11 protein-coding genes, 2 tRNA genes and 1 pseudogene are annotated in these 12,778 nt (G+C 67.0%); 2 read left to right on the forward strand and 12 right to left on the reverse strand.

All coding sequences use genetic code 11. From position 1 onward, the window contains the following. The 11 genes and pseudogenes from D7W81_RS33655 to D7W81_RS33720 form a co-directional block, all read right to left on the reverse strand. Positions 1 to 779, reverse strand: a pseudogene (locus tag D7W81_RS33655) (hypothetical protein); the annotation flags it as partial. Positions 780 to 1,580: 801 nt separating this feature from the next. Further along, positions 1,581 to 2,609: a hypothetical protein gene (locus tag D7W81_RS33665; RefSeq protein WP_147445712.1), complete on the reverse strand. Its 1,029-nt coding sequence runs from the start codon at positions 2,607 to 2,609 to the stop codon at positions 1,581 to 1,583. 335 nt (positions 2,610 to 2,944) lie between these two features. Then, a tRNA-Leu gene (locus D7W81_RS33670) sits at positions 2,945 to 3,019 on the reverse strand. Between the two features lie 21 nt (positions 3,020 to 3,040). Further along, positions 3,041 to 3,116: transfer RNA gene (locus D7W81_RS33675), tRNA-Pro, on the reverse strand. Between the two features lie 265 nt (positions 3,117 to 3,381). After that, positions 3,382 to 3,966 carry an NIF family HAD-type phosphatase gene (locus D7W81_RS33680; protein ID WP_244227596.1) on the reverse strand — a complete coding sequence of 195 codons (585 nt, stop codon included), beginning with the start codon at positions 3,964 to 3,966 and terminating at the stop codon, positions 3,382 to 3,384. Positions 3,967 to 4,027: 61 nt separating this feature from the next. Further along, positions 4,028 to 4,657 (reverse strand): hypothetical protein, encoded by a 630-nt coding sequence (locus D7W81_RS33685; RefSeq protein WP_120559505.1) that lies wholly within the window; start codon positions 4,655 to 4,657, stop codon positions 4,028 to 4,030. 64 nt (positions 4,658 to 4,721) lie between these two features. Beyond that, entirely contained in the window at positions 4,722 to 5,495 is a 774-nt protein-coding gene (locus D7W81_RS33690; protein WP_120559506.1) for a hypothetical protein, read from the reverse strand. Next, entirely contained in the window at positions 5,492 to 5,908 is a 417-nt protein-coding gene (locus D7W81_RS33695; protein ID WP_120559507.1) for a hypothetical protein, read from the reverse strand. Before D7W81_RS33695 ends, D7W81_RS33690 begins: the two co-directional genes overlap by 4 nt. 75 nt (positions 5,909 to 5,983) lie before the next feature. Beyond that, complete coding sequence (locus D7W81_RS43095; RefSeq protein ID WP_244227597.1) at positions 5,984 to 6,628, reverse strand: hypothetical protein; 645 nt, start codon at positions 6,626 to 6,628, stop codon at positions 5,984 to 5,986. Further along, complete coding sequence (locus D7W81_RS43100) at positions 6,628 to 8,625, reverse strand: AHH domain-containing protein (RefSeq protein ID WP_208721571.1); 1,998 nt, start codon at positions 8,623 to 8,625, stop codon at positions 6,628 to 6,630. The genes D7W81_RS43095 and D7W81_RS43100 overlap by 1 nt, the downstream gene beginning before the upstream one ends. A 90-nt stretch (positions 8,626 to 8,715) precedes the next feature. Further along, positions 8,716 to 9,954 (reverse strand): styrene monooxygenase/indole monooxygenase family protein, encoded by a 1,239-nt coding sequence (locus tag D7W81_RS33720; RefSeq protein WP_120559508.1) that lies wholly within the window; start codon positions 9,952 to 9,954, stop codon positions 8,716 to 8,718. Positions 9,955 to 10,118: 164 nt separating this feature from the next. Here D7W81_RS33720 and D7W81_RS33725 point away from each other — a divergent pair, with 164 nt between their 5' ends. Further along, on the forward strand, positions 10,119 to 11,216 hold the full coding sequence (locus D7W81_RS33725) for a vWA domain-containing protein (RefSeq protein WP_120559509.1): 1,098 nt from the start codon (positions 10,119 to 10,121) through the stop codon (positions 11,214 to 11,216). A gap of 76 nt (positions 11,217 to 11,292) precedes the next feature. Beyond that, positions 11,293 to 12,324, forward strand: coding sequence for a hypothetical protein (locus D7W81_RS33730; RefSeq protein ID WP_120559510.1), 1,032 nt, complete (start codon positions 11,293 to 11,295; stop codon positions 12,322 to 12,324). Between the two features lie 79 nt (positions 12,325 to 12,403). Here D7W81_RS33730 and D7W81_RS33735 read toward each other — a convergent pair. Next, positions 12,404 to 12,778: hypothetical protein (locus D7W81_RS33735; RefSeq protein WP_438503389.1), on the reverse strand; the 375-nt coding region annotated here is incomplete at its 5' end.

A 12,778-nucleotide genomic window follows, 5' to 3' on the forward strand; every position in this document is an offset into this window, starting at 1 on the left:
CCGCCCCCACCGGGCCGTCCGCCCCAACCGGCAAGCAGGTGGGCCTCGAAGCCTGGCCGCACTACCACCACGGCGGTGCCGTCCAGATGCGCCAGCGTTACCGAAGGCGCGCGTCCTCCGGCCTGCCCCCAGTCATGTACGGCGGAGAGGGCCAGCGTGTAGCGGCCCTGCTCGCGGGGGTGGCCGAAGAGAATGTGCTGCACGTCCAGCGCGACTTCCGCCCCCATGAGGCGCGCGCCCAACACGTCCGAGGCGAAGGCCTGTGTGTAAAGAGGCCCCAGCGTGCCGGTGAGGAAGCCTCCCGCCGGGTGGTAGTCGGGATTGCTTCGGTTGGAGTAGCGCCGCACGAGGTGCGCGGACAGCAGGCTGTACGACTCCATCGCGCCGAACCAGATGCCCACGGGCGCGTTGTCCGAGCCCAGCTTGAGGCCGCGCACCACGTGTCCCCAGTCCGAGAGGCTGTCCCAGTCCTCCTTCCTCATGAGGCCCGGGCTTTCCCCTCCACCCCACAGACGGAGCCGCATCGGAGCGCCAAGGTTGAGGCCGAACTCCGCGCCTCCGTCGAGAATGAGGGTCGGCTCCACCTGCATGAACCCTTCATGCGTGCCGACGCCCGCGCGCGGCTGGAATGTCAGCGTCGTTGCCTCCATCCGTGCCAGTGAAGACCAGGAGCGGGATGGTTCCTTGAGGACCGAATCCTTGGCGTCGGGCGAGGCCGTAGCCGCTCCTCGCATGGGAAGGAGCCCCAGCCACAGCACCGCCCACCAGCGGTAGCCCATCGCTCACGCCTCCTGACTGCACTCCGGTACGGCGTGCAGAACCCCGTGATAACTGCCGAGTCCGACAATTCGATCGAACCGGGCGATGCGTGCCCCCAAAGGCATGAAGGGAGGCGAGAATCAGGGCTTCAGAGCTTTGGTGGTCAACTCACGACCCGGCGCGTTCCAGGACCTGGCTTGTTCTATGTGCTGCGCCCCACTCACTCGCTTCTGGAATGGTTGAAGGAGCGGGACCTTGCCGCGCGGATGCAGTTGGAGCGTCCGCACCTCTGGAGTCAGCAGGAGGTTGGGGACCACGACTACGAAGGGCAGGGCGGGGAGGAGCAGGCCTTCCTCAAAACTCGCGGTGCTCGCCAGCTTCATGGCCCGTCTGGATCAAACCCGCCAGTCATCCGAAGCAGGCGATGGGTCGGTGATGCAGAAGGTACTCACGGAATTGCTTGGCTCTCCTCCGCTGACCGTGGAGACCTTCGACCGTTGGTGGTACCTGGAGCGAGTGGAGTCGATGTCCTCCGTGGAGTCTACGCTGGCGCACACCCCGGTGCGCACCTTGCGTCAGGTCCACGTTCCGGGATGGACTCCGCGGAGAAAGGGGCACGACCTCCGGGAGGGCGTCAATCTCACCCTTGAAGACTCCACGTGGGGAGACGAGGCGTGGACCTTCACATACAAGGTCCATTCGGGGAAGCGCAGGGCCGCGTCGTCCGGAACCTTGAGGCCTCTCCTGGAGAATCGTCCGAACGGCTGGGCGGTCCAGTCAGGATGTTGGAGCTTGTGACTGGGCTGCCAGCTTCGCTGAACCTATTTCGACCCTGGCCAATAGAACGTCCAGCCGCTTGGTGGTGACGTAAGAGCCGGTCCGGCAGACCAGTAATAGGTGTACGCCCCCAAAGGGGCAGGTCCGGCCCGGTAGTAATTGGGAACCTGGAACGGCGGCCAGAACGCATGGTCCTCGGTGCGCGCCTCAGGCAGGTCGTGCCAGAAGCCGAACCGATCCTGCTCGGAATCACCGGCGATGCGGATGGCGCCATACCAGGATTCACCGTCGAGGAACTTGTACAGCTTGCTCCAGAGCTGGCTTGCCAACAGAGAGTTGTTCTTGTTTGCCCGAAATGCCTGACGGAGCCGCGAGCGGGTCGCATCATCGACGCTCAGGAGCGCATGGTTGAGAAGATACGCATCGCGCTTCGAAATTCGTGGCATCGCTCCACGGGTGAAATCCAGGTCCATGGTGAAGTCGGCGGTTGCAAGGTAATCTGCCGCCTGAGCATCGTAGGAGAGCACGCTGCAGAGACGTGCCAGTTGATCCAGGTCGGCCCAGGAAAACGGCCCCTCGATCCCAGCCACCGACCTGTGGTTTTCCCCCGGCATGGAGCGGAGCATCAGCTTGGGTGTGTTCGCTCCGTCCAGGAGTCTGGCTGGTGTGACCGGTTCATCCGCGGAAAAATTCTCACTGTCGAAGCGAATGCCACCGTCTTCGTACCGCTCATAGTTGAGAATGATGTCACGCAGATGTAGCCACATCTGCCTTTCTTCCCGCTCACCGCGGTTCGCGGCATTCAAGGCTTCGTACTGCAACAGGCGGGCGAAAGTGTCGCGTGAGACTTGTCCCCAGGTGTTCGGAGCAGACAGAAGGGCTACCGTTCCATCCGGAGCCTTGCCGAGGTGTTGCTCGACATGATCGGAGAACCCGATTTTCAGCAGCGCATCCAGTTGCGCCCGCTCCGCATCGACGTTGTAGAGACCAAACAGACGAAGGAACGCAGTAAATCCCAGGACGGCACCGCCAACGTTGTTGGCGACACGGAAATCCTTGATGGCGGCCGCCAATCGGTTCTGGGCATCGACCGTGACGCCATATTGCTTGCTGTTGATATAGAGGGGTGGGTAGGTTTTCGCATTCTTGTCCCCTTGCGCTGCAGGTCCAATCCAGTCGTTGGAATGCTTCGGCTACTCCGGATGGCCGCGCCTTATTTGCTGCGAATGGATTGGAGGCGGCGTGAACCCTTGATAGGGGCAGCATGTGTGTGTATTGCCATGCAGGCAATGGGGGGACTTTGTCTCCCACTTCCTTGGAGGTGTGCCAGAGGCACACGGAGGGCACATGCAGAGGCGAGGACAAAGAAGAACCTGGCAACCCGTTGGGATTGCCAGGCTTCAAGGAGTGCCGAAGGCGGGATTCGAACCCGCAACCTCCGCGTTCTGAGCGCGGCGCCTCTACCAAGTTGGGCTACCCCGGCGGGGTTTGTCTTTGATTGAAGTCGGGATGACTGGATTCGAACCAGCGACCTTGTGCGCCCGAGGCACACGCTCTTGACCAGACTGAGCTACATCCCGATGAAGGTTTGCGTCCTCGAGGGAGGACCCGGACATGACTGAGGCCGGGTCCCCCCTCGGGAGCCCGGCCTCTGTCCATGCCCGCCCCGGGGTTACCGGGTGGCGGCGTGGGTCAGGTGCCGGGGGGACTGCCGCGGAACGAGGCGATGGCCAGGTCCAGGCTGTCCGGAGTGGGCTCCATGTCGGCAGGTAGCTTCGGGTTCGGCTCGTCGCGCTTCGTCATGGGCACCACTCCTTTCTTGTGGAGGAGAGACGCGGCGGAAAATCAGTCCTGACACAGCTGCTTGCGCCAGTTCCGTTTCTCGATGCACCGGACGTTGTCCACGTCCGCGAGCGTGGCCAGATACCGGGACAGGTCGAGCAGCTCCGTGTCGGGGTCCTGGCCTTCGTACTCGCGCACGTAGATGGCGTTGCCGTGGTTGTGGACGCACTTGGACGGGCTGTCGTCCACCATCAGCACGCGCTCCAGCCGGTAGCCGTGCCGCTTCAGCTTGCGCAGCTTCTTGACCCAACCGTAGTGCGCATCCAGGTCGAGGAACCCGTCCCGCTGCACGCCCGCCTTGTCGACCGCGTACGTGCACCGGCTCCGCCCCCAGACGAAGTCCAGCTCGAGCTCCGGCGGGACGATCCGCTTCACGATCGCCGCCACGTACGGGTCCGTCCCCGCCGACCAGATGGCCAGCCGGAAGCGCGAGGCGCACTCCCGCAGGAAGGGCTCCAGGTGCGGACGCACGTGGACGAAGTGCCCCAGGACCTGGAAGTCCGCTTCCCGGGCCAGGGGCTTCTCGCTCGAGTGGACCAGGGTTTCATCCAGGTCCAGGACCAACAGGATGCTGTCCTTGGGCGCCATCACCGGTGGGTCTCCCTGCCAGTGACGACGCCCGCCGGCTTCCGGAAATGACGACGCGGCGTCACTGCACGCCGGGCGCTCGGAACACCTGGCCGTTGCGGCCTTCCAGCACGAGGCTGGCTTCGTCGGAGCTGCCCACGCGCAGCTCCACGCGGGCCTGGCCTCGCCGGTCCACCAGGAGCAGACCGGGCGAGCCCTCCTCGTCCGCGCCCAGGATGGCCCGGGGCCTCCCCGTCACGTCCGCCAGCTCCAGCCGCGAGGAGCCATCCACCTGGAGCCCCACCGAGAACAGCTCCGCGCCTCCGGACTTGGACAGCGTCAGGCGGGGCGCCTCGTCCGAGAACACCATCAGCTCCGCCAGCGACTCGCCCTCCGCCGTGGAGAAGCGCAGCCGGGGCGAGTCGTCCTCACCCACGCCCAGGAGGGCCCGGGGACGGCCCTCGCTGTCGTTCAACACCAGCGCCGCGCCGCCATGGCGGTTCGCGTCCAGGCTGGCCCGTGTGCGGCCCTTGGCGTCCTTGAGCACCAGCCGGGAGGCCACCAGCTCCCCCGTGTGCGGCGGTGATGCTTCGTCACGCAGGGCCGCGGTTCCCAGTCCCACCCCGGCCAGTACGAAGGCCGCGAGGGTGAGGCCCTGCCACCTTCGGAGCCGGCCTTCCAGCCGCTCCATGCGCGCGTCCAGTGAATCCATCCCGGCGTCGCCTCCTGTCCCACCCCGGTGGGGCGGATGGAGGCTAGCAGATGCCGGTTCCTGCTCAGTGGGGCAGGAACAGCAACAGCAGGGTGGGCAACGCTGCCACGAGGATGCCCGCGGCCAGCGTGAGCACCATCTGGAGGAAGAACAGGTCCTCCAGTGTCTCCTCCAGCACGCCCTCCAGCCGGTCGATGGCGAGCGTTTCCAGTTCGCGCACGGCGGAGGGCATGTCCGGCGACGTCAGCACCGCGCGCAGGGCGATGAGCCCCAGCACCCGGCGGGACTGGTCCATGAGGAAGCCCTCCAGCCACGTGGCGCGGGACGATGCCGATTCGCGCGCCTCCTCGGGCTCCCGCATGCGCTCCGCCACCGACTGCTCGATGGCCCGGGTGAGCTCCGCGCGGCCAGGCGTGCCTGCCCCTCGCAGTCGGCGGGCGACCTGCAGCGTCGCGGGCTTGAGGATGGCGTACGCGTAGCCCATCAGCCCTCGCGCCCGGACCTCGCTCGCGAGCCGTGAGCTGACGCCGTGGAGCATCCACACGTAGCCTCCGGCCACGGCCAGGGCCAATGGCGTGAGCACGAAGCCCAGGACGTCCAACCACGCGGGCGTCGGCGCCGCGCCTGTCCAGCGCGGCGCGAGGACGAAGACGCCCGCCAGCGCCAGTCCGAAGCACCCGAAGAGGAAGAAGCCTTTCAACGCGCCCTTCACGCCAGAGCCCAGCAGCGCGGGCACCAGGGCGATGAGGCTCCGCAATCCCGCGCGGACGATGCTCCCCGTGGACTCACGCGGAGGCGCCACGTCCACGGCGCTGTCCTTCAACGCGGCGAGGCTCATGACACGCGCTCCGCGGAGGCAACGCCCAGCTCGGCGGTGGCCCACTGGTCCACCTGTTCGGCGGAGGGCGGCGACACCGGCACGTCAGACTTGAGCTCACGCCTGCGCCGCCACCACATCAGGAGCGCGGCGGCGCCGAAGAGCACGGCCCCCACGGCCAGCCGGGGCAGCAGCCACGCAATGGGGCCGGAGCGGGATTGCTGTCGCTCCTTCCACCACGCCGTACCTGTCCCAATCAGGGCACAGACGCCCGGAATGGCGGCCATGTGCCACAGGATTCCACTGTCAGGCCCCGGCACGAGCGCCAGGAGCCCCAGGAACACCGTCGTGGTCCACAGCAGGATGCGTCCCAGGCGGAAGTTCGTCAGTCCCACCAGCACCGCCGCGACGGGCTTCGAACCCTCACCACTCATGTTGCGTCCCCATGGGGACGTCATCCTAGGAGGGAGCGCGTCCGCGCCCAAAGCCAGCACCGGACGCTCACGGGCTCAAGGTTGGGGGCGCCACCACAGGCCCTTCAGGCCCGCCTGCTCACACGCCTGCCGCGCTTCCTCGGTGTAGCAGTAGAAGACCAGCTCGGGGACGGAGAACACAGGAGGGAAGCCTCCCGGTGGCGGGCGGAGCACGAGCGGCTCGGCTTCCTCCTCGCCCAGGTACTCTTCGCCGCACCGGTGGAAGGGCACGCCCTTCACGAGGGTGCGCTCCCGGTCGAGGCAGTCGGTCCGCTCCATCAACTGGAGGATGACGAAGTCCTCATTCTTCAGCGCCGGGTCCTCCACCGAGTACCAGGTTCGCCTCCGGGGGTACCCGCTTCGGACGAGGTGCCTGATGCTTTCCGAATAGATGACCGTGGGGATGAGGCGGTGGGGGAACGGGCCCACTGCCTCGAGCACACGCACCATGCGCCGGGAGAGCAGCAACCACCCCATGGGCGCGGTGAACAGGTGGTCGAGCCGGGCGGCGTTCTCCAGGTTGCCGACGAACTCGATGACCCCGGGCGCGCCCTGCTGGCGCTGATAGTCAATGCTGGGGTCGAAGAACGTCACGTCCTCGAAGCCGTCGAACTCGATGATCTTGGCGTCATAGACACCTTCCTCCTCAATGTGGGAGGTGTCAGCCGTCAATGCATACATCATACGGTGTGTGACTCCCCGTGGGAGGGCAGCTCCAGCAGGGCCAGCTTCTTCCCCGTGATCACCTTACCGCCGCGCTGCTCCTGGATCACCTTGATGACCGGCTCCTTCAGGCTTCCGGATTGGATGGCCTCGCGCAGCTCGTTCTCGACCTTGAGGATCGCGTCCTCGATGAGCTTGGGCGTCCAGTGGGAGGCCGGTCCCTTCATGCGCAGTATCTTCCTGGCGGCGTCCAGCCGGGTTTCCACGAACTTGCTGTAGAGCGGGTGGCTCCCCGAGTGGATGAGCTGACCCTCCACGTTGATCCCAGAAGGCATGTCGAGGATGTTCGACCCCCGGTCAATCGTGTAGCCCTTGAGCCGCTCCATGGCTGTGCGGATCAGCGGGTGGGTCTGGGCAACTCCGTCGGGAATGAGGTGGTGCATGGGATGACCGGCGGAGAGCCGGACCTCCGCCGCCGCCCGTGCTGCCGGGCCCTGGGTCTTCTCCACCCAGTCCAGGTAGTTCTTCCGGTAGCGGGTGAAGACGCTGAGCCGGGGTGTGCCCTTGCCAACCTTGAGCACCACCAGCCCGTCCTCGGTCACCGTGAGCGCTCCGTACTCGTCGCCCAGGGCCTTTCCGTGTGGACGGCTCAGCCGATAGGGCTGGGAGCCCGTGTTCAACTTCTCCAGGCGGTATCCGGCAGCCTGGAGCTCCCGCTTGAACGCGTTGAACTCCGGCGTCCCCTCCGCCGGGATGCGGCGTCCGACGAAGTCCTTGAGCTTGTCCCAGTTGGGGAGCTTCTCCAGCAGCTTCTCCAGCTCGGCGTCACTGAGCGCGCGCTCGGTCAGGTTGGGCTCGGGGTCCGGCCTGGACGTCCCGCCTTCCTTGACGGCCTTTGACAGCAGCGGCGTGCCGGAGCCCCAGGGATTGAAGGGCAGCGAGAGGGACGGGGCGGCGGTGATGGAGCCCGGCTGGAAGACAGGGACTCCCGCGTAGGCACCGCCGGGACCCGCTGCCGCCATCATGTAGAAGCGGGGTGGGGTGATCTTCACGGCCTTCGCCAGCTTGAGCCCACGTCCCAGGTTGGTCTTCGCGCCCATCAGCGCCAGCGCGGCCATCGCGATGCTCACCAGCATCCGGAGGAAGGATTTGCTGGCCTCCTTGAGCTTCTCCGCGGAGCCGTTGGCCTCCCAGGCCTGGGTGAGCCACAGCTGCGCGTGCTTCAGGGCTTCGCCTCCGGCCTCGATGAGGCCATGGGCACCGAACGCCGCCAGGCCCAGCTGGATGAGCGCCGCCGCCAGCTGCCCCACCCCCGTGGGCGTCGCCGCCAGGAAGGTGGACAGCGCCTCCGCGGCGATGAAGCCCACGACCATCGCGGAGATCTCCAGCCAGTTGTCCAGGATGGCCTGGCCGTACGGGCCGGTGACCTCTCCGAAGTACCGGTCCGCCTGCTTCACGGAGGTGAGGACGTCCTCCAGGTGCCGGGCGGCCTTGCGCGCCTGGGCCATCGCCTCGTGGGTGATGGAGCCGCTCGACACGATTCCCTGGAGCTGGTTGGCGAAGGCGATGCTCACCAGCCAGATGCGCTCGCCCGCGACCAGCCGGACGTCACCGTCGATGCGCTGGACCCCTTTGCGGCCACTCTTCACGTTCACGTGATGAATGACATTCTCATAGAAACGCAGGTCCCGCCCCGGCTGGATGGCCTGCCGGTAGATGCGCGCGGCGATGGGCTCCAGGCGGTCCCCTGGACGGACCGGATAGAGCGTCGCCGCGGGCTCCGGCAGCTGGGTCGTGATGCGCAAGGTCTGCAGATAGCCTTGCAGCAGATATCCGCCCACCACGGTGGACACGTAGGACCAGCCAGGGGCCTGGGCCTGGTCACGAATGACGCTCACCCGCGTGCCCGGAGGCAGGGGCGCTGGAGTCAGGCAGGTGGAGCCCTTCAGCTCCGCGGGAAGCGTCCGGAGGTTGGCGCCGTCACCCTGGTCGATGAACCCAAACTGAATCGTCATGTCCCCCCCTGTCGCGGGACTGACAGGATTCAGCCACCCGGACCGGGATTGAAGGACCGGCCGGGTGGGAAAGACAAAGACTTACAACCGCTACGCGGCGGCAGCCCGCTGGATGCGGGCTTCCGTCTCCTCGGGGCTGGCGATCCATGGCCAGAAGCGCTGCGGCTCTCCGAAGTTGTCGAAGAACGTGTCGGCCAGGGGTGACAGCGTCGAAGCGGCCCCCAGGTAGTTCAGCACGTGCGGCGGTGGCGGCTGGAGCAGCATGTTGGTGAACGCGGTGATGTATTGGCCCTCCGTCCGCCAGAAGTGCTCGAAGGTCTGCTCCATCCATTCCGGGGTGAAGGGCTGGTCGCCGTGCTCGAGGATGGCCTGCGTCATCGCGTGCGCCTGCTTCGACGCGCTGTTGAGCCCCTGGCCCGCGATGGGGTCGTTGAGCATGACGACGTCCCCCATCCCCATCACCGTCCGGCCCGAGGGAAGCCGGCCCACCGGCTTGCGCACCGTGGGCGTGAACGCGCCGGTGAGCCAGGAGGACTCGTCCACGATGGACGCACGCTCCAGCCGCTCCGCCACCCACGGCGAGAATTCGCGCAGCACCCCCTTCATCCGCTCCAGCGCTTCCGCCGCGGTGCTCACGCCGCCGAAGCGGTCCAGGCCCTGTCCGGGGATGGCCTCCAGCAGGATGCAGTGCAGCGGGCCCCGGATGCGGTCGAAGTACGGCATGGAGAAGTACTCGCCGTGGCCCGCCGTCAGGATGAACTTGAGCGCGGGGTCGGGCGTCTCGTGCAGTGGCTTCATGCCGGTGACAATCATTGCCGTGAGGTGGCGCTGCGGCTGTGTATGGACACTGCGCTCTGCATCCCGTTCGAACAGCCGGGTGAAGCTGTTGCGGCCCGTCGTCACGACCACCAGGTCATGCGCGGCGGCAAGCGCCTCCAGGCCGTCCACGTCCACGTCCCGCACCCCCACCGTGCCGCCGCGCCGCTCGAATTCCGCGAGCCAGCGGGAGTACTTCGCCCTCAGGTCCAGGGCCTTGCCCGGCTGGAGGATGCGCCCCTGGACCCGGAGCACCCGCTGGCCCGGCGCCACGCAGACGTCCAGGTCCCCGCCCCGGGCGTACTCCCCCGGGCCCTGCCAGAAGTCGAGCCCCAGCTCCCGCTCGTACTGGTATGCGCGGCCGAAGAGGTAGGTGGTCGCGGCGAGCCGGGCGTTGAAGAGCTGCTCGGGCGTGCGGTCCGAGTAGACGGTGACGGTGTAGCCCTTCTCCAGCAGGCCGAAGCCCAACTGCAGGCCCGCCTGACCCGCTCCAATGATGCCGATGTTCCTCATGGTTCCCCCCTGGGTGATGTCCGGGCGTCACGCCCCTCCATGAGCCTACGGAGCGGGGGCCCCGTCCTGGCAACGCAGGGGTCCGAAACCGCGGCCTTTCATGTCAGACCCCTCACGTACTGTTCTTCCCGTCGCAGCGAGAAACGAACGAGGGGGAGTGCGCCATGGCCGTGACTGTGATTGATAACCGCGTCGAGGTCGTCTTCAGCTTTGACACCACGGGCAGCATGTATCCGTGTCTCGCGCAGGTGCGGAAGAAGCTGGGGGCCGCCGTGGCCCGGCTGACGAAGGAGATCCCGGGCATCCGCATTGGCATCATCGCGCATGGCGATTACTGCGACGCGGGCTCCACCTATGTGACCAAGGCGCTGGACCTCACGGACGACGCGAAGGCCATCACGCGCTTCGTGGAGAAGGTGGGCCAGACGGGCGGCGGAGACGCGCCCGAGTGCTACGAACTGGTGCTGCACGAGGCGCGGAGCCTGTCCTGGACGGAGGGCTACACGAAGGCGTTCGTGCTCATCGGTGACGACGTGCCGCATCCGCCCCAGCACAACCCGAAGAAGCTGGACTGGCGCAAGGAGGTGGCCGCGCTGGGGGACAAGGGCGTGCCTGTGTATGGCGTTCAGGCGCTGAACCGCCGTCACGCGACGTCGTTCTACAAGGAGCTGGCGGAGAAGTCGGGCGGCTTCCATCTGAGCCTGGATCAGTTCGCGCACATCACCGACATGCTGCTGGCCGTCTGCTACAAGCAGTCCTCGGACGCGCAACTCCAGGCGTATGAAGCGGAAGTGTCCCGCGAGGGCCGCATGAACCGTGGCCTGAACGCGATGTTCAACACGATGCTCAGGCGGGCGTCGTCCGCGCTCTTCGGCGACACGGACCTGCGGGCGGTGCCGCCGGGACGCTTCCAGGTGCTGGAGGTGGAAGCGGACAGCGCCATCAAGGAGTTCGTGACGGAGAACGGCCTGGGCTTCAAGACGGGCCGCGGCTTCTACGAGTTCACCAAGACGGAGACCATCCAGGGCCGCAAGGAGGTGGTGCTGATGGACCGCAAGTCGGGCGACCTCTACAGCGGCGAGCGCGCGCGGGAGATGCTCGGGCTGCCGCCCGGAGAGACGGTGCGCATCCGCCCCGCGAGCCTGGAGAAGTACGTCGTCTTCGTGCAGAGCACGTCCGCCAACCGGAAGCTCAAGGGCGGCACGAAGTTCCTCTACGAGGTGGAGGACTGGGACGGCGCGCGCGGCAGCGTCGCGGCCTGAGGCGCAGTGCCCCCTCTTGCGGTCATGCGCGGGACACCACTACAAACGCGCCGTTGCTCACCCGAGGGGGTTTTGCGTGTATCGAAAGAATGTCCTCGGCGCGTTGTTCGCGCTGGGGTTGATGACGGCGATGAGTGCCCGGGCCGAGGTGCTGTTCGCCCAGGCCAACTTCCTGCTCAACAAGAACCAGCTCTCCGCGGTGAACTACCGTGGCAAGGGCGTGGCCATCCCCGTGGGGGCGAAGGTCGCGGTCATCGAGCGGGACAGCGACGAGGTGCGCTGCAAGGTCATCGACTCCGGCGCCGAGTTCCGGTTCGTGACGCACCGGAGCCTGGGCAAGCCCATCAACGTGCTGTTCTCGGGCTTCTTCGCCGAGCAGGACCCCGCGCCGCGCATCGCCGCGCTGACGCCCGAGGAGCAGAAGGGAGTCCGGGCCGGTGAGCTGGCCAGGGGCATGTCGCGCGAGGCCGTGCTGCTGACCGTGGGTCCGCCGCCGCCGCACAAGACGCCGTCGCTCCAGGGCAACCGTTGGATCTACTGGGCCTCCAAGTTCTCCACGTTCGATGTGGAGTTCGGTCCGGACGGCAAGGTCGTGCGCATTGGCGACGAGCCCGTGGCGCCCGCGCCCCCGCCGCCCCCGGTGGAGAAGACCTACTACCACGCGACCGCGAACTTCCATTTCGACGACGGCACCGTGTCCTGGGTGAACTACCTCAAGGGCCCCATCATCCCATTCAACGCGCGGGTGGAGGTGCTGGACAAGGGCTCGTCCTCCGTGAAGTTCAAGGTCGTGGACTCCGGCGCGGAGCTGGAGTTCGAGAACGACGCGCGCTCGGGGTCGGACACCTGGAAGTTGTTCCAGGCCGCGTTCGCGCTGGAGGACCAGGCCGGCAAGCTGGAGGCGCTGTCTCCGGACGACCGCAAGAAGGTCTCCGCGTCGGAGGTGGAGCCCGGCATGAGCCGCGAGGCCGTGCGCATGGCGTGGGGCCCGCCGCCTCCGCATGAGACGCCGTCGTTCAACTCCTCCACCTGGACCTACTGGAAGTCGAAGACGTCCAAGGTGCGGGTGAAGTTCGGCAAGGACGACAAGGTCGCCACCATCGAGTAGCGCGGTGACGGGCTGGAGCAAGACGTCCGAGGCGTGATGGCTCATCGCCGTCACGCCTCGTGTGTTTCAGGAGGTGTTGTTACTCCAGGGTCGGGGCCTGGCTCATGCCGGCCGTCGGGTCCTGAAGCGGCGACTGGGCCAGGGACAGCGCGCTGCTCGCGGCGCCGCCCACCGCGCCCACGGCGCCCTGCACGCCTTCGGCGACACCCTGCACGCCCTGGGTGAGGCCCTGCACCAGCTGGGTGAGGCTGCCCAGCACGGAGGCGACGCCCTCCAACAGCTTGCCAATCTCCTGCGCCTTGCCCGCGATGCCACCGGCGTCGAAGCCATCCGTCTTCAGGGCCGACATCAGGTTGGAGTCCTTGCCGCCCACCTTCCCGGAGGGAGAGGCATCCGCTGCGCCCGGAAGGCTGGGCGTGGTGGCCGGGGACTGGACGGAGAGGGTGGGGGAGGT

Source organism: Corallococcus aberystwythensis, assembly GCF_003612165.1.
GTDB classification, from domain to species: domain Bacteria; phylum Myxococcota; class Myxococcia; order Myxococcales; family Myxococcaceae; genus Corallococcus; species Corallococcus aberystwythensis.

Bases quoted from the DNA above. Each gene is read 5' to 3' on its own strand.
- D7W81_RS33680 (WP_244227596.1), bottom strand. From the start codon at position 3,966: ATGGCGCCCAAGGACAGCATCCTGTTGGTCCTGGACCTGGATGAAACC.
- D7W81_RS33685 (WP_120559505.1), bottom strand. From the start codon at position 4,657: ATGGATTCACTGGACGCGCGCATGGAGCGGCTGGAAGGCCGGCTCCGA.
- D7W81_RS33690 (WP_120559506.1), bottom strand. From the start codon at position 5,495: ATGAGCCTCGCCGCGTTGAAGGACAGCGCCGTGGACGTGGCGCCTCCG.
- D7W81_RS33695 (WP_120559507.1), bottom strand. From the start codon at position 5,908: ATGAGTGGTGAGGGTTCGAAGCCCGTCGCGGCGGTGCTGGTGGGACTG.
- D7W81_RS43095 (WP_244227597.1), bottom strand. From the start codon at position 6,628: ATGTATGCATTGACGGCTGACACCTCCCACATTGAGGAGGAAGGTGTC.
- D7W81_RS43100 (WP_208721571.1), bottom strand. From the start codon at position 8,625: ATGACGATTCAGTTTGGGTTCATCGACCAGGGTGACGGCGCCAACCTC.
- D7W81_RS33720 (WP_120559508.1), bottom strand. From the start codon at position 9,954: ATGAGGAACATCGGCATCATTGGAGCGGGTCAGGCGGGCCTGCAGTTG.
- D7W81_RS33725 (WP_120559509.1), top strand. From the start codon at position 10,119: ATGGCCGTGACTGTGATTGATAACCGCGTCGAGGTCGTCTTCAGCTTT.